Source organism: Micrococcus sp. FDAARGOS_333 (assembly GCF_002206575.2).
GTDB lineage: Bacteria > Actinomycetota > Actinomycetes > Actinomycetales > Micrococcaceae > Micrococcus > Micrococcus lylae.
The window spans coordinates 2,208,197-2,229,731 of sequence record NZ_NJFJ02000001.1 but is presented as its reverse complement, the minus strand read 5'-3'; the positions used below and the strand labels follow the sequence as shown (position 1 = coordinate 2,229,731).

The following is a 21,535-nucleotide window of genomic DNA, read 5'->3' as shown; positions in this document are numbered from 1 at the left end:
CCCATGATCGTCCTCGCCCTGTTCGGCATCCTCTGCATGGTGGGCGGCGCCGTCCTGGTGCTGCTGTCTGCCGTGTCCATGCTGCGCGCCCGGGACGGCCTGCAGATGATGAACGTCTTCAGCCCCGCGACCGGCATGGGCCTGCCGCTGATCTGCTTCGGCGTCTTCCTGTGCCTCACCGCCCGGGACGGCTTCGCGCTGTGGTCCCTGGTGCTGTTCCTGCTGACCGCGATCTCCCTGGTGATCGTCTCCTCGCTCGCCTCGAACGTGCTCGCCCGCGGCATCTACCGCTCCGGTGCGCACGTGGACGAGGCGACCGTGCCGCAGGACCTCGCCCAGGACCCGGGCCCGACCGCCCGCTGATCCGCACCGGCCGGTGAGCCACCAGCAGCCGATGCGTCCCATCTCCGGCTTCCCGCTCCCGGAGGGCGTCGAGCCCGGGCGCGTCGCCGTCGTCGGGTCCGGTCCGAACGGCCTGACCGCCGCTGCCCTGCTGGCCCGCGCCGGCTGGGAGGTCGACGTGTACGAGGCGGCCGACCGTTTGGGCGGAGCGTGCGCCTCCGCACCCGTGCTCGGGGAGGGGACGGTCGTGGACCTCGGCGCCGCCGGCCACCCGCTGGGGGTCGTCAGCCCCGCCTTCGCCGAGCTGGACCTGACCGCCCACGGACTTCAGTGGCTCCACCCCGAGGTGCCGATGGCGCACCCGCTGCCCGGGCAGGACGCCGTCCTCCTCCATCGCGAGCCGGAGGCCACCGCCTCCGGCCTTCACGACGACGGCCGCGCCTGGCTGGCATGGCATCGCCCCGTCCTCGACGCGCCCGCCGCGGCGGCGGCGGACGTCCTGGGTCCGCTGGTGCGCCGGTGGCCCCATCCGCTGACGATGGCCCGCCTCGGGCTCCGCTCGCCCTGGCCGGCCGCGGCGGCCGCCCGAGCCGCCTTCCGCGGCGACCGGGCCCGTGCCCTGTTCCTCGGCTCGGCGGCGCACACGATCCTTCCTCCCACCCGGCCGCTCACAGCGGCGATGGGCACGCTCTTCGGCGGGCTCGGCATGACCACCGGATGGCCCGTCGCCCGGGGCGGGTCCCAGTCGGTGGTGGACGCGCTGCTGAGCGTGCTGGCCGCGCACGGCGGCCGGCTGCACACCGGCCGGCGCATCACCCACCTGGCCGAGGTGGCGGACGTGGACGCCGCCATCCTCGACCTGATGCCCGCGGCCGTCGCCGCGTTGGGCGGCACCGGCATGGAGGCGCGGCCTCTGCGGCGGCTGCGCCGGTGGCGGCACGGCCCGGCGTCGGCGAAGGTCGACTTCCTCCTGGACGGCCCGATTCCGTGGACGGACCCGCGCGTCGGCGGGGCCGGCACCGTGCACCTGGGCGGCACGCCGGAGCAGCTCACCGCGGCGGAGGCCGCCGTGGCCGCCGGGCGGATGCCCGAGCGGCCCTTCGTGATGCTGTGCCAGCAGCAGGGCGCAGACCCGTCGCGGGCGACCGGTCCGGCGGCGGGGAGCACGGTGGTGTGGGCCTACGCCCACGTCCCGCACGGCTGGGAGGCAGCGGTGCGGCCCGTCGTCGAGGCGGTGATCGAGGAGCATGCCCCGGGGTTCCGCGACCGGATCTTGCGAGCGGTGGAGACGGGGCCGTCCGCTCTTCAGGCCTGGAACCCCAACCTGGTCGGCGGGGACATCGCCGGTGGTGCGTTGGACGGCACCCAGCTTCTGGCCCGGCCTCGGCTTCTCTCGCCGCACCGGCTCCGCGCCGCCGTCCGGGGCAGCGGAGTCCCGGGCCTGTACCTGGCGTCCTCGGCGGCGGCCCCGGGTGCCGGTGTCCACGGCATGTCCGGGGCATGGGCCGTGCGAACGCTGCTGCGCGACGCCGCCTGAACCGGCCTCCACGCGCCGTCGGCGGCGCACGTGTGACATCGAGGTTACGAAAAGGTAACGATCACCCTTGGCGCGGGATGTTTCCCACGTCACGCTTTTGCAAGTACCCCTCGGCGGGCTAATGTGTGTTCCATCTCACGGAGTGGAACCTGAGGGGGTTCGCTCTCGCAGTGATTCGTCCACCGAGATCAGCCGGGGTCAGCCCGGAGGATCTCACCCCACTGAGATGCACTTTGCACCTTTGATGATTGGAGTGACTTCCATGAAGTACACCAAGCTCTCTGCGGCTGCGGCCCTCGCCGCAGGTTCCGCTCTGTTCCTCTCCGCCTGCGCCCCGGCCGGCCCGGCCGACGAGAACGGCGACGGCAACGGCTCCGGCGAGAACGGCGGCGGCCAGGAGGTCTTCACCGGCGAGAACGGTGAGAAGTACACCGTCGAGCCGAGCGACTCCGGCAAGGCCGACCTGGGCGAGGTCGAGCCCCAGGACGGCTCCGTGGCGTACTCCGTGGGCGAGGACGAGTTCTCCTCCTACAACGGTGTGCAGTCGAACACCTACAGCACCTACAACTCCGCCGTGGTGGACCGCCTGTTCTCCGGCTTCTTCTACTTCGGCACCGACGGCGAGATCATCCGCAACGAGACCTTCGGCACCTACGAGAAGGTCTCCGACGAGCCGCTGCAGGTGAAGTACACCATCGCGGACGACGCGAAGTGGTCCGACGGCACCGACGTCACCGCCCTGGACTTCCAGCTCCAGTGGGCCGCGGACAACGGCAACATCAAGAACGAGGACGACGGTCAGCTCTTCGACTCCGTCTCCTCCTCCATGGGCGACTACGTGGACGACATGCCGGAGGGCGACCCTGCCGGCAAGGAGTTCACCGTCACCTACAACGAGCCGTACGCCGACTGGGAGATCATGGTCACCACCGCGCTCCCGGCCCACGTTGTGGCCCGCGAGGCCGGCATGTCCACCGAGGACCTGGCCAAGGCCATCGAGGAGAAGGATGCCAAGGCCCTGAAGCCGGCCGCCGAGTTCTGGAACGACGGCTGGGACTTCAAGCCGGGCGAGCTGCCGGAGGACGAGGACCTCATCCCGTCCATGGGCCCCTACAAGCTGAAGCAGGGCGGCTGGACCGCCGGCCAGTTCATCACCCTCGAGGTCAACGAGGACTACTGGGGCGAGAAGCCGGCCACCAAGGAGCTCGTCATCCGCTTCGCCGCGGCCGACACCCACGTGCAGGCGCTCCAGAACAAGGAGCTCGACGTCATCGAGCCGCAGGCCACCGTGGACACCCTGCAGCAGCTCGAGGGCCTGGGCGACCAGGTCGTCGTGCAGACCGGCGACCAGCTCACCTGGGAGCACCTCGACTTCAACCGCGGCGAGGGCTCGGTCTTCGCCGACTCCGCCGAGCTGCGCGAGGCGTTCGCCCTCTGCGTGCCCCGTCAGCAGATCGTGGACAACCTCATCAAGCCGATCAACGAGGACGCCGAGGTCATGAACCTCCGCGAGGTGTTCCCGTTCCAGGAGAACTACGACGAGGTCGTCGAGGCCGCCTACCCGAAGGAGATGGACGAGCCGAACATCGACAAGGCCAAGGAGCTGGTCGCGAAGTCCGGCGAGTCCAAGCCGAAGGTCCGCATCGGCTACAACTCGCCGAACCCGCGCCGCACCGAGATCGTCTCCATGATCAAGTCCTCCTGTGACGAGGCGGGCTTCGAAATCGTCGACGCCGGCAACGCGAACTTCTTCACCGAGGTGCTGCCGGCCGGCGACTTCGACGTCGCCCTGTTCGCCTGGGCCGGCTCCGGCCAGAAGGCCTCCGGTCGCAACATCTACCACTCGACCGGTGCCCAGAACGACATGCAGTACTCCAACCCGGACGTCGACGCCGCCTGGGACAAGCTGGCCGGCTCGCTGGACGAGAAGGTGCAGCTGGAGCAGGTCAAGGAGATCGAGAAGCTCCTGTGGGAGGACTACCAGGCCATCCCGCTGTTCGCCCACCCGGGCATCCTCGGCCAGGCCGCTGACCTCGCCAACGTCCGCGACACCGCGACCCAGTCCGGTGCCCTGTGGAACGTCGAGCAGTGGGTCCGCGTCCAGTGAGGACCCCCTGATTGCAGGTGTCACGGCTCTCACCGTGTAGTGTGCTGTGACACCTTGACACTCACGGTGTGAAGGGCCCGACCGCCCCGCGGTCGGGCCCTTCCCCGTGAACCCGCTGAACGCGGGCCTCCCCACCCATCGCTGAGCACGGAAGGTCACCCCCTGTTGTGCTGAAATTCATCCTCAAGCGCCTCGGCAGCTCGTTCCTCGTGCTGTTCGGCGCATCGATCCTCCTCTTCGTCCTCGTCGTGAACTCGGGCGACCCCCTCAAGGACCTGCGCGAGTCGCAGAGCGAGAACCGCGAGCAGCTGATGCAGGCGCGCATCAACTACATGAACCTGGACGAGCCCTGGTACTCGCGCTACTTCATCTGGCTGCGCGGCGTCGCCGGCTGCCTCAGGGGCGCCTGCGACCTCGGCACCAACCGCGGCGGTCAGCAGGTCAACGATCTGCTGGCCAATGCGGCCTCGTCCACCCTCCGCCTCGTGGTCCTCGCCACCGTGCTCGCGATCATCATCGGCATCGCGGTCGGCATCATCACGGCGATCCGCCAGTACTCCGGCCTCGACTACGCCGTGACGCTGCTGATCTTCCTGTTCTTCTCCCTGCCGGTCTTCTGGGCCGCCGTGCTCCTGAAGGAGTACATGGCCATCGGCTACAACAACTGGATCGCCGACCCCACGCTGAACTGGACATACATCATCATCGGGGCGCTCCTGGCCGGTCTGGTCGTGCAGGCCGCGATGGCAGGGAACGCCAAGCGCCGTCTTCTCACCTTCGCGGTGGTCGCCGGCTTCATCCTGGTGATCTTCCCGACCCTGCACGCCCTGGACTTCTGGCGCCGCCCGGTCATGGGCCCGCTGGTCCAGCTGGCCATCGGCCTCGCCGCCGCCGTCGCGCTGACCGCCCTGATCGCCGGCCTGAAGAACCGCAAGGTGCTCTACTCCGCGCTGGTGACCGTCGCCGTGGGCATGGTCAGCTACTACGCCACCTACGGCCTGCTGATGAACAACCCGTCCTGGCTGCTCCTGCTGGGGCTGGGCATCATCGCCGTCCTGGTCGGCATCCTGATCGGCCGCCTCATGGGCGGCTTCTCCAAGGGCACCGCCGCGACCGCCTCCGCGATCACCGCCGTGGTCATGGGCGTGTTCATCGTCATGGAGCACATGACGAACTACTGGCCCGCTCTGCTGCGTGCCAAGCCGCGTCCGGTCGCCACCATCGGCTCCGAGACCCCCGGCATGGACGCCCACTTCTGGGTGGAGTTCATGGACAAGGGCACCCAGCTGCTGCTGCCGACCGTGCTGCTGACCATCGTCTCCGTGGCCACCTACTCCCGCTACACCCGCTCCTCCATGCTGGAGGTCTCGCGTCAGGACTACATCCGCACCGCCCGGGCCAAGGGCCTGGGTGAGCGCCAGGTGATCCTGAAGCACGCCTTCCGCAACTCGCTGATCCCGATCACCACCATCATGGCCTTCGACTTCGCGGGCCTGATCGGCGGCGCCGTGATCACCGAGCGCGTGTTCGGCTGGAAGGGCATGGGTGAGCTGTTCGCCACCGGCCTGGACCAGGTGGACCCGGCCCCGGTCATGGCCTTCTTCCTGGTCACCGGCACCGCCGCCGTGCTCATGAACCTCGTGGCGGACGTCCTGTACGCCATCCTCGACCCCCGGATTCGAGTGTGATCGCGATGACGCAGAACAACACCACCGCGCCCACAGAGGCGCAGAAGGCGTTCGACCTCGCCGAGGCCGAGGACGCCAAGCTCCGTCAGAAGACGGGGAAGTCCTTCTCCCAGGGCCAGCTGGTCCGGAAGCGCTTCTTCAAGCACCGCGCGGCGATGATCTCCACCGTCGTGCTGATCGTGATCACCGTGTTCGCCTTCACCTCGATCGGCTTCGGCCCGATCCCGGGCTGGTGGGACAAGTCCTACCTGGCCGCCGGCAACGTGATCAACGGCGGCAAGCCGACCCTGTCGGTCGTGCCGGAGTTCCTGGGCGGGGAGGGCCTGCGCTGGGGCGAGCACCCGTTCGGCCAGGACTCGTCCGGCAAGGACTGGTTCGCCCTCGTGATGCGCGGCACCCAGCAGTCGCTGATCATCGCCGTGATCGTGGGCCTGGTGTCCACCGCCATCGGTGCGCTGGTCGGCGCCCTCTCCGGCTACTTCCGCGGCTGGGTGGACTCGCTGCTGATGCGCCTGACGGACCTGATCATCGTGATCCCGCTGCTCGTGCTGGCCGCCGTGCTCGGCAAGATGTCCAACAATCTGCCGGGCGGCATCATCCCGCTGGCCATCGTCCTGGGCCTGGTGTCCTGGACCTCCCTGGCCCGCCTGGTCCGCGGTGAGGTCCTCTCGCTGCGGGAGAAGGAGTTCGTCTCCGCCGCCGTGGCCATGGGCGCCAAGCCCGGCCGCGTCATCTTCAAGCACCTGCTGCCGAACACCATCGGCGTGATCGTGGTGAACGCGACCTTCGCGATCGCCGGCGCGGTGCTCCTGGAGACCTCCCTGTCCTTCCTGGGCTTCGGCGTCCAGCCGCCGGAGTCCTCGCTCGGCCTGCTGATCTCCCAGTACCAGAACGCGTTCACCACGCGCCCCTGGCTGTTCTGGTGGCCCGGCATGCTGATCCTGGCGATCGCCCTGTCCGTGAACTTCCTCGGCGACGGCCTCCGTGACGCCTTCGACCCGCGTCAGGGCGGCGGTGCCCGCAAGAAGAAGGGCTTCCTTGGCTTCTCCGGCCGCAAGAAGGCCCTGGACGAGGCCACCGCCTCCACCACGCCGGCCGCTGCCGCCACCGCCTCCGGCGGTGCTGTGGCCACGGACGTCAAGCCCACGGCCACGACGACCGCCGGTGAGGGCCCCAACGACGCCCCCGCGTCCGCCGAGGGGCCGATCGCCCGTGTGGACAAGAACACCGACCGCGGCCATCCCGGCACCCCGCGTGGTCAGTGACACGAGCTGAGAAGGAAGTGCATTCCATGTTCGGAAAGAAGAAGAACGACGCCGCCGCGGCGGCGCAGGGCGCATCCGCCCAGGGCACCCCGACCGGCTCGACCGCTGCCGACGCCCCGCAGGGCGGGGGCGGCCCCGTCGCCGGCCCGACCACCACGGCCATGGGCATCGTGAAGCGCCACGACAACCTCGGCGGCCAGCCGGTCCTGTCCTTCACGGACGTCGACGTCAAGTTCGACACCGAGTTCGGCCAGGTCCACGCCGTCAAGGGCGTCACGTTCGACGTGAAGCCCGGCGAGGTCGTCGCCCTGGTGGGCGAGTCCGGCTCCGGCAAGTCCGTGACCAGCTCCACCGCCATGGGCCTGCTGCCGGGCAACGCGGACATCACCGGCTCGGTGAAGCTCGCCGGCGAGGAAGTGCTCAGCATGAGCCCCGCCAAGCTGCGCAGCGTCCGCGGCAAGGACATCGCCATGGTGTTCCAGGAGCCGATGACCGCGCTGAACCCGGTGCTCACGGTCGGCGACCAGCTGACCGAGTCCATCCAGCTGCACGGCCTGGCCTACGGCACCGAGGCGGACAAGATGGCCGTCGAGCTGCTCACCATGGTGGGCATCCCGGACGCCCACAACCGCCTGAAGCAGTACCCACACCAGTTCTCCGGCGGCCAGCGCCAGCGCATCGTCATCGCGATGGCCATCAGCTGCTCGCCGAAGGCGATCATCGCGGACGAGCCGACCACCGCGCTCGACGTGACCGTGCAGGCCGAGATCCTCGAGCTGCTGCGGTCGCTGAAGAACAAGATGAACACCGGCATCCTGCTGATCACGCACAACATGGGCGTGGTGGCGGACATGGCCGACCGCGTCTGCGTGATGCTGCACGGCGAGCTGGTGGAGTCCGGTCCGGTGCACCAGGTGATGCAGCACCCGCAGCACCCCTACACCCAGCGCCTGCTCTCCGCCGTCCCGCGCCTGGGCACCTCCTTCGAGGTGGCCGAGCCGGAGACCGTGACCGCGACCCAGACCAAGGCGAAGTACGCGATCGAGGCGGAGGGCCTGTGCCTGGAGTACGACCACCGCGGCAAGAAGAACCGCGTGGTCCATGACGTGTCCTTCTCCGTGGCGCCCGGCGAGATCATGGGCCTGGTGGGCGAGTCGGGCTCCGGCAAGTCCACCATCGCCCGCTCGGTCCTCGGCCTGCTGCCGGTGGCCTCGGGCTCGCTGAAGATCTACGGCCAGGAACTGGCCTCCATGCCGGTCAAGGAGCAGCGTGCCCTGCGCAAGCGCATCGGCGTGGTGTTCCAGGATCCGGCGGCCTCGCTGGATCCCCGCTTCCCGATCGGCGACGTCATCACCGAGCCGATGGTGGTCCACGGCGTGGGGGACAGGAAGGCACGCCTCGAGCGGGCCTACGAGCTGCTCGACGCCGTGAAGCTGCCGCGCTCCGTGGTGAACCGGTACCCGCATGAGCTCTCCGGCGGTCAGCGCCAGCGCATCTCGATCGCCCGCGCGCTGACCCTGGACCCGGACGTCCTCATCGCGGACGAGCCGACCTCGGCCCTCGACGTGTCCGTCCAGGCCGCCGTGCTGGACATGTTCGCCGATCTGCAGTCCCGCTACGAGTTCGCCTGCCTGTTCGTCTCGCACGACCTCGCGGTGGTGGACATGCTGGCGCACAAGGTGCTCGTGCTCAAGGACGGCCGCGAGGTCGAGAAGGGCCTCACGGACGACGTGCTGCACAACCCGCAGGCCGAGTACACCCAGCGTCTGCTGGCCGCGGCCCCGGTGCCGGACCCGGACGAGCAGGCCGAGCGCCGCCAGGCGCGCCGTGAGCTGCTCGCCTCCTTCGGCGAACACGCCTACTGATCCACATCGGATCCCCTGACGCCGCACCACAGCGGGCCGCACCACAGCGGCAGGCGACGACGGTCGGGCACCCGCCCGGCCGTCGTCGCCGTCTCTGCGGGGGCCTCACCGAGCGGTGACGTTCCGCACCGCCCGACCACGACGGCGGCCCCACGCGCGTACAATCTCACGGGGGCCGCCGTCGGCGTGTTCCCCGAGCATTCCTCCACCCTCCCGGACAGGACCTTCATGACCTCGAATCCGACCGCCCGCACCGACCTGCGCAATGTGGCCATTGTGGCCCACGTGGACCACGGCAAGACCACGATGGTGGACGCGATGCTGCGCCAGACGGGCGCCTTCTCCACGCACGGCGAGGTCCAGGAGCGCGTCATGGACTCCGGTGACCTGGAGAAGGAGAAGGGCATCACGATCCTGGCCAAGAACACCACCGTGTTCTACTCCGGTCCGTCAGCACCGGAGGGCCAGACCGTGACCATCAACGTCATCGACACCCCGGGCCACGCCGACTTCGGCGGCGAGGTGGAGCGCGGCCTGTCCATGGTGGACGGCGTCGTGCTGCTGGTGGACGCCTCCGAGGGCCCGCTGCCGCAGACCCGCTTCGTCCTCCGCAAGGCCCTGGCCGCCAAGCTCCCCGTGGTGCTGGTGGTGAACAAGACCGACCGCCCGGACGCCCGCATCGACGGCGTGGTCTCCGACTCCATGGACCTGCTGCTGGGCCTGGCCTCGGACCTGGCCGAGGAGGTCGAGGACCTGGACCTGGACGCCGTGCTGGACGTGCCGGTGGTCTACGCCTCCGGCAAGGCCGGCCGTGCCTCCCTCGAGCAGCCGGCCGACGGCTCCCTGCCGGAGTCTGAGGACCTCGAGCCGCTGTTCAACGTCATCATGGAACGCGTCCCGGCCCCGACCTACGACGACGGCGAGGTCCTGCAGGCGCACGTCACCAACCTGGACGCCTCCCCGTTCCTCGGCCGCCTGGCGCTGCTGCGCATCTTCAACGGCACCCTGAAGAAGGGCCAGCAGGTGGCGTGGGCCCGGCAGGACGGCACCACCAAGACCGTGAAGATCACCGAGCTGCTGGCCACCAAGGGCCTGGAGCGTGTGCCCGCCGAGCAGGCCGGTCCGGGGGAGATCGTGGCCGTCGCCGGCATCGAGGACATCATGATCGGCGAGACCCTCACGGACGTGGAGAACCCGAAGCCGCTGCCGCTGATCACCGTGGACGACCCGGCGATCTCCATGACCGTCGGCATCAACACCTCCCCGCTGGCCGGCCGCGTCAAGGGCGCCAAGGTCACCGCGCGCCAGGTGAAGGACCGCCTGGACAAGGAGCTCATCGGCAACGTGTCCCTGAAGGTCCTGCCGACCGAGCGTCCGGACGCCTGGGAGGTCCAGGGCCGCGGCGAGCTCGCCCTGGCCATCCTGGTGGAGCAGATGCGCCGTGAGGGCTTCGAGCTGACCGTGGGCAAGCCGCAGGTGGTCACCCGGACCGTGGACGGCAAGGTCCACGAGCCGATGGAGCACATGACCATCGACATCCCCGAGGAGTTCATGGGCGCCGTCACCCAGCTGATGGCCGCCCGCAAGGGCCGCATGCAGGAGATGTCCAACAACGGCACCGGCTGGATCCGCATGGAGTTCCTGGTGCCGGCCCGTGGCCTGATCGGCTTCCGCACCCGCTTCCTCACCGAGACCCGCGGCGCGGGCATCGCCTCCTCCTATGCGGCCGGCTACGAGCCGTGGGCGGGGGAGATCGAGTACCGCACCAACGGCTCCCTGGTGGCGGACCGCGCCGGCTCGGCCACGCCGTTCGCCATGATCAACCTGCAGGAGCGGGGCACCTTCTTCATCAAGCCCGGCTCCGAGGTGTACGAGGGCATGATCGTGGGGGAGAACTCGCGTGCGGAGGACATGGACGTGAACATCACCAAGGAGAAGAAGCTCACCAACATGCGCTCGGCCACCGCCGACTCCTTCGAGGGCCTGACCCCGCCGACCCTCCTCACCCTGGAGGAGTCCCTGGAGTTCGCCCGCGAGGACGAGTGCGTGGAGATCACCCCGGAGCACATCCGCCTCCGCAAGGTGATCCTGGACGCCAACGACCGTCTCAAGGCCGCACGCGCCCGTGCCCGTGCCTGACCCGGACGCATGAGTCCGGCATCTGTGCGCCCGTCCGTCTCCCGGCGGCCGGCCTCCCGACGACGGACCGGCGCCCTGGTAGGGGCCGTCGCCCTGGGCGTGGGCGTGGGTCTGCTGGGGACCGTGCTGCATCTGCAGCTGTGGGCCCCGACCGGCACCTGGACGCTGCCGTGGGGCGCCGCGCTCGCCCTCGTCTTGGTCGGTTCCACCCAGCTGTGGTGGAGCCGCCGGGTCGCCTGGCCGGTGGCCGGGGGTCTGCTGGGTGCCGTCGCGTTCACCGCGGCGTGGGCGCTGCAGCTGCTGCCCGGACACGACGACCTCGGCCTGCCCTGGCATGCCCGCCTGCTCGAGGTGTTGCCGGGGGCGATGCTCGCCTCCGGGCTGTGGCTGCTGGGCCTGCCGCTCGTGGTGGTGTCCGTGCTGGTCGTGGCCGGCCGGGAGCACCGTCGCAGACCGCGTGCCGTGCCGGTCGCAGAGTAGGCTGGGACGCCGAGAGACAAGACCGTGCCTGAAGGAAAGGTGAAGGGTCGGCCATGACCTATGTGATTGCCCTGCCGTGCGTGGACGTCAAGGACAAGGCGTGCATCGAGGAGTGCCCCGTGGACTGCATCTACGAGGGCGAGCGCTCCCTGTACATCCACCCGGACGAGTGCGTGGACTGCGGTGCCTGCGAGCCGGTCTGCCCGGTGGAGGCCATCTACTACGAGGACGACACGCCCCAGGAGTGGGCCGAGTACTACAAGGCGAACGTCGAGTTCTTCGACGACCTGGGCTCGCCGGGCGGCGCCGCCAAGATGGGCCTGATCCCGAAGGACCACCCGATCATCGCCGCCCTGCCCCCGCAGAACCAGGACGCCTGAGCGTATGCGCACCCTCCCGGACTACCCGTGGGACACGCTCACCCCGTACCGTGAGCGCGCCGCGCAGCACCCCGGCGGCACCGTGGACCTGTCGATCGGCACCCCGGTGGACCCCGCGCCGGAGCTGATCCGGGAGGCGCTCACCGCCGCGTCGGACGCGCACGGCTACCCGACGACCCACGGCACCGCCGAGGTGCGCGAGGCGATCGTCGCCTGGTATGCCCGGCGCCGCGGCGTGGAGGGCCTGGACCCACAGGCCGTGCTGCCCACGGTGGGCTCGAAGGAGTTCATCGCCTGGCTGCCGACGCTGCTGGGACTGGGCGCCGGGGACGTGGTCGTCCGCCCGTCGGTGGCCTATCCGACCTATGACATCGGCGCCCTGCTCTGCGGGGCCGAGGCCGTGGCCGCCGACGACCTGGACGAGCTGGACGAGTCCGTGCGCTCCCGGGTGAAGCTGGTCTGGACCAACTCGCCGGCCAACCCGACCGGTGCGGTGCTGGACGTGCCCGCGCTGAAGCGGATCGCGGACCAGGGCCGCGCCCTCGGTGCGATCGTGTGCGCGGACGAGTGCTACGCCGAGCTCGGCTGGGACCGCTGGGACGACGCCGAGCACGGCGGCACCGGTCAGCAGGTGCCCTGCCTGCTGGACCCGGCCGTCTCCGGCGGCGAGCCGACCGGCCTGCTCAGCGTCTATTCGCTGTCCAAGCAGTCGAACCTGGCCGGCTACCGCGCGGCGTTCGCCGTCGGCGACCCGCAGCTGATCGCCACGCTCGTGAACACCCGCAAGCACGCGGGCATGATCGTGCCGGGACCGGTCCAGCACGCCATGGCCGTGGCGCTCGGCGACGACGCCCACGTCGAGGAGCAGAAGGCCCGCTACCGCCGTCGTCGGGAGGTTCTGCTGCCGGCGCTGCGCGGTGCCGGGTACACCGTCGACTCCTCTCAGGCCGGCCTGTACCTGTGGACCCGTCGGTCCGACGTGGACCCGGCTGTGGCCACCGCGGACGACTCCTGGGCGCTGCTGGGCGAGCTGGCGGACCTGGGCATCGTGGCCGGTCCGGGCGTCTTCTACGGCGAGGCCGGTAACGGCTACGTGCGTGTGGCGCTCACCGCGCCGTGCGCGGCCGTGGACGAGGCCGCCCGGCGGCTGGATTCCGCCGCCCGTGGCTGACTTGGTAGGTTAGGAGGCGGTCGGCATCCGTGTCGGCGAGCATCCCGACGCCTTCGTGCAGGCGTCACCACTGAAGATGAGGAAGTGCACCGTGACTGAGAACGCCTCCGCTCGACTCACCGTCGGCGAGAAGACGCTCGACCTGCCCGTCGAGGAGTCCACTGTCGGCACCGAAGCGTTGAGCATCGCTCCGCTGCTGAAGGAGACCGGCAAGGTCACCTACGACCCGGGCTTCATGAACACGGCGAACACCAAGTCCGCCATCACCTTCATCGACGGCGACGAGGGCATCCTGCGCTACCGCGGCTACGCCATCGAGGACCTGGCCGAGAACTCGACCTTCATGGACGTGGCCTACCTGCTCATCAACGGAGAGCTGCCGACCGCCGAGCAGTCCGAGTCCTGGGAGACCAACATCCTGCGCCACAACATGGTGCACGAGGACCTCAAGTCCTTCTTCGCCGGCTTCCCGCGCGACGCCCACCCGATGCCGGTGCTCTCCTCCGCCGTCTCCGCGCTCTCCACCTTCTACGCGGACTCCCTGGACCCGTTCGACGAGGACCAGGTGCACATCTCCACCGTGCGCCTGCTCGCGAAGCTGCCGGTGCTGGCCTCCTACGCCTTCAAGAAGTCGCTGGGCCAGCCGATGATGTATCCGCACAACGACCTCAACTACGTCGAGAACTTCCTGCGCCTCTGCTTCGGCGTCCCCGCCGAGGAGTATGAGATCGACCCGGACATGGTCAAGGCCCTGGACCTGCTGCTCATGCTGCACGCGGACCACGAGCAGAACTGCTCTACCTCCACCGTGCGCCTGGTGGGCTCGGCCCACGCCAACATGTTCGCCTCGGTCTCCGCCGGCATCAACGCCCTCTACGGTCCGCTGCACGGCGGCGCCAACGAGGCCGTCCTGAACATGCTCCGCTCCATCCAGGCCGAGGGCATCAAGCCCGAGGACTTCATGGAGAAGGTGAAGAACAAGGAGGACGGCGTCCGGCTGATGGGCTTCGGCCATCGCGTGTACAAGAACTACGACCCGCGCGCCAAGATCATCAAGAAGACCGCCACCGACATCCTCTCCAAGGTCGGCGGCAACGACGAGCTGCTCGAGATCGCCCAGCGCCTCGAGGAGAAGGCCCTGGCGGACGACTACTTCGTGGAGCGCAAGCTCTACCCGAACGTGGACTTCTACACCGGCGTCATCTACAAGGCGATGGGATTCCCGGAGAAGATGTTCACCGTCCTGTTCGCCCTCGGCCGCCTGCCCGGCTGGATCGCCCAGTGGCGGGAGATGATCGAGGATCCGGCCACCAAGATCGGCCGTCCGCGCCAGGTCTACACCGGCCACGACCTGCGCACCGTCACGGGCTGACGCCCCCGGTCGCCCCGGGCGTGTGAAGGGGCCCGGAATCCGCCACGGATTCCGGGCCCCTTCCGTGGGTGCGCCGCGCGCGGAGGCGGATACGGACCCGCCCCGCACACGGCGACGGGTCAGTTGGCGTGCAGCGCGTCGTTGAGCTCGACGGTGCGGCCGGCGCGGGGAAGGACCTCCACCACGCCGGAGGTGGAGTTACGGCGGAACAGCAGGTTCGGGACGCTCGAGAGCTCCACGGCCTTCACCACGGTCGGCTCCTCGCCCTCGCGCAGGACGGTGACGCGAGTGCCGGCGGTGACATAGAGGCCGGCCTCCACCACGGAGTCGTCGCCGATCGAGATGCCGATGCCGGCGTTCGCGCCGACGAGCACACGCGCGCCGACCTTGACCTTCTGGGTGCCGCCGCCGGAGAGGGTGCCCATGATGGACACGCCTCCGCCGAGGTCGGAGCCGTCGCCCACCACCACGCCGGCTGCGATGCGGCCCTCGACCATGGAGGTGCCCAGCGTGCCGGCGTTGAAGTTCACGAAGCCCTCGTGCATCACGGTGGTGCCGGCGGCCAGGTGGGCACCGAGGCGGACGCGGTCGGCGTCGCCGATGCGCACGCCGGAAGGCACCACATAGTCCGTCATGCGGGGGAACTTGTCCACACCGTAGACGTTGACGGTGCCGCGGGCACGCAGTTTGGCGCGCGTGAGTTCGAAGCCCTCCACACGGCACGGACCGAAGTTGGTCCAGACGACGTTGGTGAGCAGGCCGAAGACGCCGTCCAGGTTGACCTCGTTGGGGCGAACGAGGCGGTGGGAGAGGGCGTGCAGACGCATCCAGGCGTCCAGGGCGTCGGCGGGGGCGGCGTCCAGGTCAGCCGTGACCTCGACGACCGTCTGGGTCGTGCCGCGGTCGGCGTCGTCCGCGGCGGCGGCCTTGAGCGTGTCGGCCACGGAGGCGTCGGCTGCGGAGAGGTCCCCGGCCACGGGGGCGGGGAACCAGACGTCCAGCACGGAGCCGTCGGCGGCGCGGGTGGCCAGGCCGTGGCCGGAGACGAGGCGGGCGGTGTTCTGCGCGGTGTCGGTCATAGGGACAGCCTAGCCAGCACGACGACGGCGCACGCCCCGCCCGTCTGCCGTCTCACCACACGGTCGTCCGCAGGGCGGACAGGGCAGCAGGTTCCTAGACTGGCGCCATGGACACCACCACAGACACCCCGCACCCGTACGCCGGCCGTCCGGTGGACCTGCCGGACCTGGCCGCCGGCCCGGACGTGGCCGAGCTCACGGCGACCCTGCTGGACGCCTACTCGGTCTCCGACTGGGAGACGCCGCTGGCCGACGCCGTCGAGCAGGCGCTGCAGGCCCTGCCCCGGCTGGAGACGACGCGCATCGGCGACTGTGTGGTCGCCCGCACGGATCTGGGACTGCCGCAGCGTGTGATCCTGGCCGGCCACCTGGACACCGTGCCGCTGCCGACCGTGGAGGGCGCGCGCGGCACCGTCCCCTCGGCCTGGGACGGGGACGTCCTCTACGGCCGCGGCGCTGTGGACATGAAGTCGGGTGTCGCCGTGCAGCTGGCCCTGGCGGGCCTCGTCGGCGCGGAGGACGGGCCGGCTCCGGCCTATGACGTCACCTGGGTGTTCTACGACCATGAGGAGGTCGACGCGATGCGCTCCGGCCTGGCCCGTGTGGCGCGTGAGGCCCCAGAGCTGCTCGAGGCCGACTTCGCTGTGCTCCTCGAGCCCACCGACGGAGTCGTCGAGGGCGGCTGCAACGGCACCAACCGGTACCGGGTCACCTTCCGCGGCGTCGCCGCCCACTCGGGCCGCGCCTGGCGCGGCCACAACGCCATCCACGACGCCGGGCAGCTGCTCACGGCGCTGACGGACTACGCGCCTGCCACGATCACCGTGGAGGGCCTGGAATACCGAGAGGGCTTGAACGCGATCCGCGTGACCGGCGGCGTGGCCGGCAACGTCATCCCGGACGCCTGCACGGTGGAGGTCAACTACCGCTTCGCCCCGGACAAGACCCTGGAGCAGGCCCATGCCCACGTCCGTGAGGTCTTCGAGGCCGCCGGGGTGGACTGGGACGGACAGGTCGAGGTCACGGACGCCTCACCGGCGGCCCGCCCCGGGCTGGACCGGTCCGCGGCGGCGAGCTTCGTGGCCGCGGTCGGCGGCGAACCGAAGCCCAAGTACGGGTGGACGGACGTGGCCCGCTTCTCCGAGCTCGGCGTGCCCGCCGTGAACTTCGGCCCCGGAGACGCCCTGCTCGCCCACACGGACGACGAGCACGTCGGACGCGGGCAGGTGCACGCCTGCCTGCAGGCGCTGCGCGCCTGGCTGCTGGCCGGCTGAGCGGCCGAGCACCGCCGCTGGCGGCCCCGAGGCGACCCGGAGCCGATCCAGAGGCGATCCGGAGGCGATCCGGAGGCGACGGGGAGGCGACGGCGCCCTCACCTCCGTCCGAGAGGTGCCGGCGCCGTCGTCGTCCACCGCCCGGGCGGGCAGGCTCAGACCTTCACGGCCGAGGAGCCGGCACGCGGCTTGGTGCGGCCGGCGGTCTTGGACGAGAGCTTCGTGGACAGCAGGGTGGCCAGCCACGTGAGCAGGACGTTGATCACGATGAACACCACGGCGGCGACCACCAGGGTCTGCAGGATGTTGCCCTGGCCGGAGCCGAGCTGACGCGCGTACTGCAGCAGCTCGTAGAAGCCGATCAGGTAGCCGAGGGCGGAGTCCTTGAGGATCACCACGAACTGGCTGAGCAGGGACGGCAGCATCGCCACGAGGGCCTGCGGGACCTCCACAAGGCGCAGGGACTGGTTCGGTGTCATGCCGATCGCCGCGGCCGCCTCGCGCTGCCCCTTCGGCAGGGACTTCACGCCGGAGCGCACGAGCTCGGCGATCACCGCGCCGTTGTACAGCGTCAGCCCGACGATCACCGCGAAGTACGGGCCGTCGGCCGAGGGGATCACGCCGGCGCGGCCGAGCATGGCGAACACCTGGTAGAAGAACACCATCATCAGCAGCACGGGCACGGCGCGGAAGAACTCCACGACCACGCCCGAGACGGCGCGGATCGGCGCGTAGGGCGCCAGGCGGAGGAAGCCGAACACCAGGCCGAAGAGCACCGAGGTGACCACCGCGATCGCCGCGGACTGGAGCGTGAACTGCAGTCCCGGCAGGTAGTAGTTGGACCAGGCGTTGCCGTTGACGGCGCTGATCCAGCGCGAGGGCTCGAGCTGCCCGCGCTCGTTCAGCATGCCCAACACGATCCAGGCGACGATCGCCACGCCGATCAGCGCGACGACGTTGACGATCAACACGTTCCGGCGGGCCTTCGGGCCCGGGGCGTCGAAGAGGACGGACTGGGCGCTCATCGTGCCACCGCCAGACGGTCGGAGGCCCACGTGGTCAGCAGCCCGATGGGAATGACGATCAGGCAGAAGCCGACGGCGAAGGTCATGAAGATCGCCACCATGACGTCCGGCCGGAACTCGATCATCGTCTTCATCAGGACGGAGGCCTCGGCCACGGAGGCCGCGGCGGCGACGGTCGTGTTCTTGGTCAGCGCGATCAGGGTGTTGCCGATCGGCGTGATCGCGCCGCGCAGGGCCTGCGGGAGGATCACGAGGCGGGCGGCGGGCAAAAAGCCCAGGCCGATCGCCCGGGCGGCCTCGGCCTGCCCCTGAGGGACCGTGTTCACACCGGAGCGGATCGCCTCGCACATGAACGCCGCGTGGTACAGCGAGAGCGAGATGACCGCGAAGATGAAGAAGTTCAGCGTGAAGTCGTCCGCGAACGTGATCTTCAGCTGCCCCCAGACGGCGAGCACGCCGATGAGCATGATGATCGTCAGCGGAGTGTTGCGGACGAGGTGCACGTAGGCGGTGCCGACGGCGCGCAGCGAGGCGACCGGCGAGATCCGGAACAGTGCCAGGACGACGCCGAGGACGAACGAGCCGATCGCCGCGAGGACGGTCAGCTTGATGTTCATCCAGAACGCGACCGGGATCTGCGAGCCGTACTGCTCGAAGAGGGTGGTCAGGGATTCCATGGGCCTTCCCAGGGGTGAGACAGGGGCGGACCGGACGGGCCGGCGGGTCCGTGCAGGACGCCGCCGACCCGGTCGGCTCCGTGGTGGTGGGTGGTCACCGGTGGTGGGCGATCACCGACGGCAGGATCAGTCGCAGGACTCGAACTCGGCGTCCGCGCCGGAGTTGAGCTCGTCGTCGGCCTCGTAGCCGGTGCCCTCGGTGTTGGACTTGAGCGCCTCCTCCCAGGCGCCCTCGTCCTTCATCTTCTGGATGGCGTCGTTGATCTGCTGGCAGGTGTCGTTGTCCTTGTTCAGGCCCACGCCGTAGCGCTCGACCGAGAACGGGTCGCCGACCACCTTGAACTTGCCCTTGTTGGCCTCGGTTCCCGCCAGGCCGGCGAGGATGATGTCGTCGGTGGTGACGGCGTCCACCTGGCCGGACTCGAGGTAGGTCACGCACTCGGCGTAGCCGCCCTGCTCCACGAGGTTCACGCCCTGGGAGTACTCGTCCTTGATCTTCTGCGCGGAGGTCGAGCCGGTGACCGAGCACAGGTTCTTGCCGTCCAGGGAGTCCGGGCCGGTGATCTCCTCCTCGTCCGCGCGGACCAGCAGGTCCTGTCCGGCCACGAAGTACGGACCGGCGAAGGCCACGCGCTCCTTGCGCTCGTCGGTGATGGAGTAGGTCGCGAAGATCATGTCGACCTCACCGTTCTCCAACGCGTTCTCGCGGTTGGCGGACGGGGTCTGGACCCAGGTGATGTCCGCCTCGTCCACGCCCATCTCCTTGGCGACGAACCTGGCGACCTCCACGTCGAAGCCGGTCGGGTCGTTGGAGCCCTCACGGAAGCCGAGGCCCGGCTGGTCGAACTTGATGCCGATGGTCAGCGACTCGCCGGAGCCGCCCTTCTTGGAGCCGTCGGCGGAGGAGCTCTCCTCGCTGCTCTCGGTGGCGGAGGGGGAGCAGGCGGACAGGGACAGTGCGGCCGCGGCGGCGACGGCGGTCAGGGAGAGGAACTTCTTGCGGGCCATGGTGGCCTCCTTGGGCGTCAGGTGCGGTGGTGTGGGGGTCGGGCCGGTGCCGGGTGCTCCGGTCAGTGGGTCAGGATCTTGCCGAGGAAGTCGCGGGCGCGGTCGTGCTGCGGGTTCGTGAAGAAGGACTCCGGGTCCGTGTCCTCGAGGATGGCGCCGTCAGCCATGAAGATCACGCGGTCGCCGGCCTTGCGTGCGAAGCCCATCTCATGGGTGACGACGACCATGGTCATGCCCTCCGTGGCGAGGCCGACCATCACGTCCAGCACCTCCTGGACCATCTCGGGGTCCAGGGCGGAGGTCGGCTCGTCGAAGAGCAGGGCCTTCGGCTCCATGGCGAGGGCGCGGGCGATGGCCACGCGCTGCTGCTGGCCGCCCGAGAGCTGGGCCGGCAGCTTCTTCGCCTGGTGGGCGACGCCGACCCGCTCGAGCAGCTCCATGGCGTGGGCCTCGGCGGCGGCCTTCTTCTTCCCCTTGACCCGGATGGGGCCGAGGGTCACGTTGTCGAGGATCGACTTGTGGGCGAAGAGGTTGAAGGACTGGAACACCATGCCGACCTCGGCGCGCAGGCGGGCCAGCTCGCGACCCTCCGCCGGGAGCGGCTTCCCGTCGATCAGGATGCGGCCGCCGTCGTCGATCGTCTCGAGGCGGTTGATGGTGCGGCACAGGGTGGACTTGCCGGAGCCCGAGGGGCCGAGCACGATCGCCACCTGCCCGCGCGGGATCGTCAGGTCGATGTCCTTGAGCGCGTGGAAGTCGCCGAAGTGCTTGTTGACGCCCTGCAGCTGGATGAGGGCGTCGGTCTCCGCGGCGGCGGAGGCCTCAGGTGTGCGCTGCGTCATAGTCGGGGAATATACCGAACGCCCGCAGGTTCTGCGCAGACCGACATCCGCACCGAGCCCCGATCGTCACGGTGCGCCGATAGGCTGGCGTCATGGCTGAGAACGACGACGTCCGCCGCCGGTGCCTCCGGCGCGGACCGCAGACCCTGCGGGGCGAGGCCGCCCGCCGGCCGACCTTCGACCAGATGCTGCTGGACACGCGCCGCCACGACGCCGCGGCGCCGCCGGCGGAGCAAGTCCACTCCACTGCCACGGACGCCTGGCGCGTGCTGCGCATCCAGTCCGAGTTCGTGGAGGGCTTCGGCACCCTGGCCGAGCTCGGCCCGGCCGTCTCCGTGTTCGGCTCCGCCCGCACCGGCGAGGGCACCGCGGAGTACGAGCTGGCCCGGGCGGTCGGCCGGGAGCTCGTCACCGCCGGGTATGCGGTGATCACCGGCGGCGGCCCGGGCGCGATGGCGGCTGCCAACCGCGGCGCCACCGAGGCCGAGGGGACCTCCGTCGGCCTCGGCATCGAGCTGCCCCACGAGCAGGGCATGAACGAATGGGTCGGCATCGGGATCGACTTCCGCTACTTCTTCGCGCGGAAAGTCATGTTCGTGAAGTACGCCCAGGGGTTCATCGTGGTCCCCGGCGGCATGGGCACCCTGGACGAGCTGTTCGAGGCGCTCACTCTGGTGCAGACCGGCACCGTCACCCGCTTTCCGATCGTCCTGGTGGGCCGAGAGTTCTGGGGTCCGCTCGTGGACTGGCTGCGAGACACGCTCGCCGCCCGCGGGATGATCTCGCCCGAGGACCTGGACCTCGTGTCGGTCGTGGACACCGCGCAGGAGGCGGTCGCGGCCGTGCGCGCCGTGGCCCAGGGGGAGCGCGCATGATGCTCCCGGTCTGGCTGACCCTGCTGGCCGCGGTGGCCGTGGTCGTCGCGGTCCTGGTGGCCGTGCTGGCCGGACGGTTCACCGCCCCGCTGCAGGACCCGCGAGACGGTGCTCCGGCGGCCCCGGTGCTGCTGCCGGACGAGCCCACGGCGGACGACGTGGACCACGTCCGCTTCGCGCACTCGGTGCCCGGCTACCACCGCGGGCAGGTGGACGCGACCGTCGCCCGCCTGCAGGAGGCGCTGCGCCGAAGCGAGGAGCGCATCGCGGTGCTGGAGGCGGACGGAGCAGGTCCGGTTAGCACCAGCGAGGAGAATCCTGGATAATGAACGTGTGACGGGCGACTCGCCGACAGGCGGCGAGCACGGGCCCGAGACGTCGCAGCCCTGCACCGGGCGGTCGTCGTCCT

19 protein-coding genes are annotated in these 21,535 nt (G+C 70.0%); 14 read left to right on the top strand and 5 right to left on the bottom strand.

Annotated features, from left to right (window positions below; genetic code table 11):
- The first annotated feature begins 3 nt into the window (after positions 1–3).
- From CEQ11_RS09795 to CEQ11_RS09745, 11 genes are all read left to right on the top strand, one after another.
- The gene (locus tag CEQ11_RS09795; protein ID WP_067189321.1) at positions 4–363 is read left to right on the top strand and encodes a monovalent cation/H(+) antiporter subunit G; all 360 of its coding nucleotides are present in this window, start codon (positions 4–6) and stop codon (positions 361–363) included.
- A gap of 31 nt (positions 364–394) precedes the next feature.
- Positions 395–1,879, top strand: a complete 1,485-nt coding sequence (locus CEQ11_RS09790) for an NAD(P)/FAD-dependent oxidoreductase (protein ID WP_088478481.1) — start codon at positions 395–397, stop codon at positions 1,877–1,879.
- A gap of 262 nt (positions 1,880–2,141) precedes the next feature.
- Positions 2,142–3,986 (top strand): ABC transporter family substrate-binding protein, encoded by a 1,845-nt coding sequence (locus CEQ11_RS09785; RefSeq protein WP_088478480.1) that lies wholly within the window; start codon positions 2,142–2,144, stop codon positions 3,984–3,986.
- A gap of 167 nt (positions 3,987–4,153) precedes the next feature.
- Entirely contained in the window at positions 4,154–5,674 is a 1,521-nt protein-coding gene (locus tag CEQ11_RS09780; protein WP_067188996.1) for an ABC transporter permease, read from the top strand.
- 5 nt (positions 5,675–5,679) lie between these two features.
- Positions 5,680–6,939, top strand: coding sequence for an ABC transporter permease (locus CEQ11_RS09775; RefSeq protein WP_082739553.1), 1,260 nt, complete (start codon positions 5,680–5,682; stop codon positions 6,937–6,939).
- 161 nt (positions 6,940–7,100) lie between these two features.
- Entirely contained in the window at positions 7,101–8,804 is a 1,704-nt protein-coding gene (locus CEQ11_RS09770) for an ABC transporter ATP-binding protein (RefSeq protein ID WP_369804939.1), read from the top strand.
- 228 nt (positions 8,805–9,032) lie between these two features.
- Positions 9,033–10,943, top strand: coding sequence for a translational GTPase TypA (gene typA, locus CEQ11_RS09765; protein ID WP_067189000.1), 1,911 nt, complete (start codon positions 9,033–9,035; stop codon positions 10,941–10,943).
- A gap of 9 nt (positions 10,944–10,952) precedes the next feature.
- Positions 10,953–11,423 (top strand): hypothetical protein, encoded by a 471-nt coding sequence (locus tag CEQ11_RS09760; RefSeq protein WP_127913484.1) that lies wholly within the window; start codon positions 10,953–10,955, stop codon positions 11,421–11,423.
- Between the two features lie 53 nt (positions 11,424–11,476).
- Positions 11,477–11,803: a ferredoxin gene (fdxA, locus tag CEQ11_RS09755; protein WP_067189004.1), complete on the top strand. Its 327-nt coding sequence runs from the start codon at positions 11,477–11,479 to the stop codon at positions 11,801–11,803.
- A 4-nt stretch (positions 11,804–11,807) separates the two neighbouring features.
- Positions 11,808–12,974, top strand: coding sequence for a succinyldiaminopimelate transaminase (gene dapC, locus CEQ11_RS09750; RefSeq protein WP_067189006.1), 1,167 nt, complete (start codon positions 11,808–11,810; stop codon positions 12,972–12,974).
- 91 nt (positions 12,975–13,065) lie between these two features.
- Positions 13,066–14,346: a citrate synthase gene (locus tag CEQ11_RS09745; protein WP_088478478.1), complete on the top strand. Its 1,281-nt coding sequence runs from the start codon at positions 13,066–13,068 to the stop codon at positions 14,344–14,346.
- 119 nt (positions 14,347–14,465) lie between these two features.
- On the opposite strand, the gene dapD is transcribed toward CEQ11_RS09745, so the two are convergent.
- On the bottom strand, positions 14,466–15,425 hold the full coding sequence (dapD, locus tag CEQ11_RS09740) for a 2,3,4,5-tetrahydropyridine-2,6-dicarboxylate N-succinyltransferase (protein ID WP_088478477.1): 960 nt from the start codon (positions 15,423–15,425) through the stop codon (positions 14,466–14,468).
- Positions 15,426–15,532: 107 nt separating this feature from the next.
- Between dapD and dapE the strand changes: the two genes are divergently transcribed.
- Positions 15,533–16,699, top strand: coding sequence for a succinyl-diaminopimelate desuccinylase (dapE, locus tag CEQ11_RS09735; protein ID WP_088478476.1), 1,167 nt, complete (start codon positions 15,533–15,535; stop codon positions 16,697–16,699).
- Between the two features lie 155 nt (positions 16,700–16,854).
- Here the strand turns inward: dapE and CEQ11_RS09730 are convergent, their stop codons facing one another.
- From CEQ11_RS09730 to CEQ11_RS09715, 4 genes are all read right to left on the bottom strand, one after another.
- Positions 16,855–17,724 carry an amino acid ABC transporter permease gene (locus CEQ11_RS09730; protein WP_088478475.1) on the bottom strand — a complete coding sequence of 290 codons (870 nt, stop codon included), beginning with the start codon at positions 17,722–17,724 and terminating at the stop codon, positions 16,855–16,857.
- A complete protein-coding gene (locus CEQ11_RS09725; protein WP_067189016.1) occupies positions 17,721–18,401 on the bottom strand; it encodes an amino acid ABC transporter permease in 681 nt (226 codons plus the stop codon). The genes CEQ11_RS09730 and CEQ11_RS09725 overlap by 4 nt, the downstream gene beginning before the upstream one ends.
- 126 nt (positions 18,402–18,527) lie before the next feature.
- Entirely contained in the window at positions 18,528–19,409 is an 882-nt protein-coding gene (locus CEQ11_RS09720) for a glutamate ABC transporter substrate-binding protein (protein ID WP_067189018.1), read from the bottom strand.
- A gap of 62 nt (positions 19,410–19,471) precedes the next feature.
- Positions 19,472–20,251: an amino acid ABC transporter ATP-binding protein gene (locus tag CEQ11_RS09715; protein WP_067189020.1), complete on the bottom strand. Its 780-nt coding sequence runs from the start codon at positions 20,249–20,251 to the stop codon at positions 19,472–19,474.
- Between the two features lie 92 nt (positions 20,252–20,343).
- On the opposite strand from CEQ11_RS09715, the gene CEQ11_RS09710 reads away from it, so the two are divergent.
- Both CEQ11_RS09710 and CEQ11_RS09705 read left to right on the top strand, forming a co-directional pair.
- Entirely contained in the window at positions 20,344–21,126 is a 783-nt protein-coding gene (locus tag CEQ11_RS09710; protein WP_067189022.1) for a TIGR00730 family Rossman fold protein, read from the top strand.
- Complete coding sequence (locus CEQ11_RS09705; RefSeq protein WP_067189024.1) at positions 21,123–21,452, top strand: DivIVA domain-containing protein; 330 nt, start codon at positions 21,123–21,125, stop codon at positions 21,450–21,452. The genes CEQ11_RS09710 and CEQ11_RS09705 overlap by 4 nt, the downstream gene beginning before the upstream one ends.
- Positions 21,453–21,535: the final 83 nt, after the last annotated feature.

What these genes read in the sequence shown, in the direction of transcription:
- CEQ11_RS09725 (WP_067189016.1), bottom strand. Translation starts at nt 18,401, where the DNA reads ATGGAATCCCTGACCACCCTCTTCGAGCAGTACGGCTCGCAGATCCCG.
- fdxA (WP_067189004.1), top strand. Translation starts at nt 11,477, where the DNA reads ATGACCTATGTGATTGCCCTGCCGTGCGTGGACGTCAAGGACAAGGCG.
- dapC (WP_067189006.1), top strand. Translation starts at nt 11,808, where the DNA reads ATGCGCACCCTCCCGGACTACCCGTGGGACACGCTCACCCCGTACCGT.
- CEQ11_RS09705 (WP_067189024.1), top strand. Translation starts at nt 21,123, where the DNA reads ATGATGCTCCCGGTCTGGCTGACCCTGCTGGCCGCGGTGGCCGTGGTC.
- dapE (WP_088478476.1), top strand. Translation starts at nt 15,533, where the DNA reads ATGGACACCACCACAGACACCCCGCACCCGTACGCCGGCCGTCCGGTG.
- CEQ11_RS09760 (WP_127913484.1), top strand. Translation starts at nt 10,953, where the DNA reads ATGAGTCCGGCATCTGTGCGCCCGTCCGTCTCCCGGCGGCCGGCCTCC.
- CEQ11_RS09775 (WP_082739553.1), top strand. Translation starts at nt 5,680, where the DNA reads ATGACGCAGAACAACACCACCGCGCCCACAGAGGCGCAGAAGGCGTTC.
- CEQ11_RS09730 (WP_088478475.1), bottom strand. Translation starts at nt 17,724, where the DNA reads ATGAGCGCCCAGTCCGTCCTCTTCGACGCCCCGGGCCCGAAGGCCCGC.
- CEQ11_RS09720 (WP_067189018.1), bottom strand. Translation starts at nt 19,409, where the DNA reads ATGGCCCGCAAGAAGTTCCTCTCCCTGACCGCCGTCGCCGCCGCGGCC.
- CEQ11_RS09770 (WP_369804939.1), top strand. Translation starts at nt 7,101, where the DNA reads ATGGGCATCGTGAAGCGCCACGACAACCTCGGCGGCCAGCCGGTCCTG.
- dapD (WP_088478477.1), bottom strand. Translation starts at nt 15,425, where the DNA reads ATGACCGACACCGCGCAGAACACCGCCCGCCTCGTCTCCGGCCACGGC.
- CEQ11_RS09715 (WP_067189020.1), bottom strand. Translation starts at nt 20,251, where the DNA reads ATGACGCAGCGCACACCTGAGGCCTCCGCCGCCGCGGAGACCGACGCC.
- CEQ11_RS09785 (WP_088478480.1), top strand. Translation starts at nt 2,142, where the DNA reads ATGAAGTACACCAAGCTCTCTGCGGCTGCGGCCCTCGCCGCAGGTTCC.
- typA (WP_067189000.1), top strand. Translation starts at nt 9,033, where the DNA reads ATGACCTCGAATCCGACCGCCCGCACCGACCTGCGCAATGTGGCCATT.
- CEQ11_RS09790 (WP_088478481.1), top strand. Translation starts at nt 395, where the DNA reads ATGCGTCCCATCTCCGGCTTCCCGCTCCCGGAGGGCGTCGAGCCCGGG.
- CEQ11_RS09795 (WP_067189321.1), top strand. Translation starts at nt 4, where the DNA reads ATGATCGTCCTCGCCCTGTTCGGCATCCTCTGCATGGTGGGCGGCGCC.
- CEQ11_RS09710 (WP_067189022.1), top strand. Translation starts at nt 20,344, where the DNA reads ATGGCTGAGAACGACGACGTCCGCCGCCGGTGCCTCCGGCGCGGACCG.